At 44.5% G+C, this 1,819-nt stretch carries 1 protein-coding gene and 1 pseudogene; one reads left to right on the forward strand and one right to left on the reverse strand.

Annotation, left to right across the window (positions count from 1 at the left end):
* Nucleotides 1-78 (forward strand): annotated as a pseudogene (locus tag GMD4S_RS13990) (DUF5960 family protein); the annotation flags it as partial.
* Between the two features lie 359 nt (nt 79-437).
* On the opposite strand, the gene GMD4S_RS08525 reads toward GMD4S_RS13990, so the two are convergent.
* Nucleotides 438-1,819 (reverse strand): G5 domain-containing protein (locus GMD4S_RS08525; protein ID WP_000300357.1); only part of this gene is annotated, 1,382 nt, incomplete at its 5' end.

The raw sequence follows: 1,819 nt of genomic DNA on the forward strand, positions 1-1,819 counted from the left end.
TTTAGGGTGGTGACGGAAAAAGAGTGTCCCAGAAATCGAACCTATGCATATGCTGGACTCAAAAATAGTAGTCAGTGACTAGGTGTGGAAGAGGAAAGTCTGATTTAGGAAAGATGGCTTGTGAGCGTCAGAAAATCTCATGGTATTGGAATTCGAAACACCATCTTTTATCTGTGGAGTTCTTGCAGAAACTTATGATGGTAATTCTGATGAGATAAGACAAGGGGCACTCTTTTTTAGATGAGCGTTTATTTGAAAACGTGGTTGGATTTGAGAACAGCTATTCTCAATGATCATCTTACTTTACAGAGTCATACCAAAATATCCATGTATATTTGTGGATGTTTTTTAATTTTATAGATAGAAAAAGAGAAGACCAGATGGTCTTCTCTACGGGGGAACTGAAATAATGGAAAAGAATCAATCAAAGATTTCTTTTAGTCTTTGAAATTCTTTTGGAAGATAAGGAGAGACAAGATAGAAGTAATAGCTGCCAAGAATAGGAAGGCAGTTGCTTCTTGTTCCCCAGTTGCAGGGAGTAGTCTTTCCTTGTCTTCTTTGACTGTAGCTGTAACAGGAGCTTTTTCATCTTTTGCTGATGAATTATCTGTTACGGCTGGAGCAGGTTTTTCAATCTCTCTTGGTAGAACATACTCAGGAAGGGTCACAACTGGTGGCGCTTCTGTTCCAACTGAGCTTTGTTTGCTACCTACCTCAATCACTCGATCTTGAGCTGGAGTTGCTTCTGTTTGGAGAACCTTGTGATTGTCACCGTCCACTTCAACATACTCGACTAAGAGACCGTCTTTCCCTTCTGATAGAACTTGCTCTTTTCCCTTGTCTAATTGTGGGTTTTCGCGACGAATCGTCTTGAACGGTACGACCTTATTGACGATTTCCAAGTTTGGAAGTGTAAAGACAAGGTCTTTAACCCCTTCCTCAGGACTTGAAGAAGTAATTGGTTTCTCAGGTTGCGCTGGATTTTCCGGTTGAGTCGGCTTTTCAGGCTGAGCCGGTTTCTCAGGTTGCGCCGGTTTCTCAGGTTGAGCTGGAGTTTCCGGTTGAACTGGATTCTCAGGTTGAGTCGGCTTTTCAGGCTGAGCCGGAGTTTCCGGTTGAGTTGGTTTTTCAGGCTGAGCTGGCTTTTCAGGCTGAGCCGGAGTTTCCGGTTGAGTTGGTTTTTCAGGCTGAGCTGGCTTTTCAGGCTGAGCCGGTTTTTCCGGTTGAACTGGATTCTCAGGTTGAGTCGGCTTTTCAGGCTGAACTGGTTTTTCAGGTTGAGCAGGTTTCTCAGGCTGAGCCGGTTTTTCTGGTTGAACTGGATTCTCAGGTTGAGTTGGTTTTTCAGGCTGAGCTGGTTTCTCAGGTTGAGTCGGCTTTTCAGGCTGAACAGGATTTTCCGGTTGCGCAGGTTTCTCAGGTTGAGCTGCTTCGAGCTTGTTGATTTGTTCGAGAGCAGTTTCTAGCGCTTGATTGACTGCTTCCTGAGTTTCAGCTTCTTGGATTGCAGCAATGGCTTGGTCAGCAATTGCTAACAATTGCTTCTTAGCTTCCTTGTTGGATCCAAGCTCAGCGACTTTTTTCTCGATAGCTTTTGTCAAGCTGTCCATAGCCTTATCGTACTCAATTTCCGGTTGTTTTGGTTCGGCTGGTTGCTCAGGCTGGCCAGGTTTCTCAGGTTGAACTGGATTCTCAGGTTGAGTTGGTTTTTCAGGCTGAACTGGTTTTTCAGGTTCAGCAGGTTTCTCAGGCTGAGCCGCTTCGAGTTTGTTGATTTGTTCGAGAGCAGTTTCTAGCGCTTTATTGACTGCTTCCTGAG

It is taken from the genome of Streptococcus sp. GMD4S (assembly GCF_000296955.1).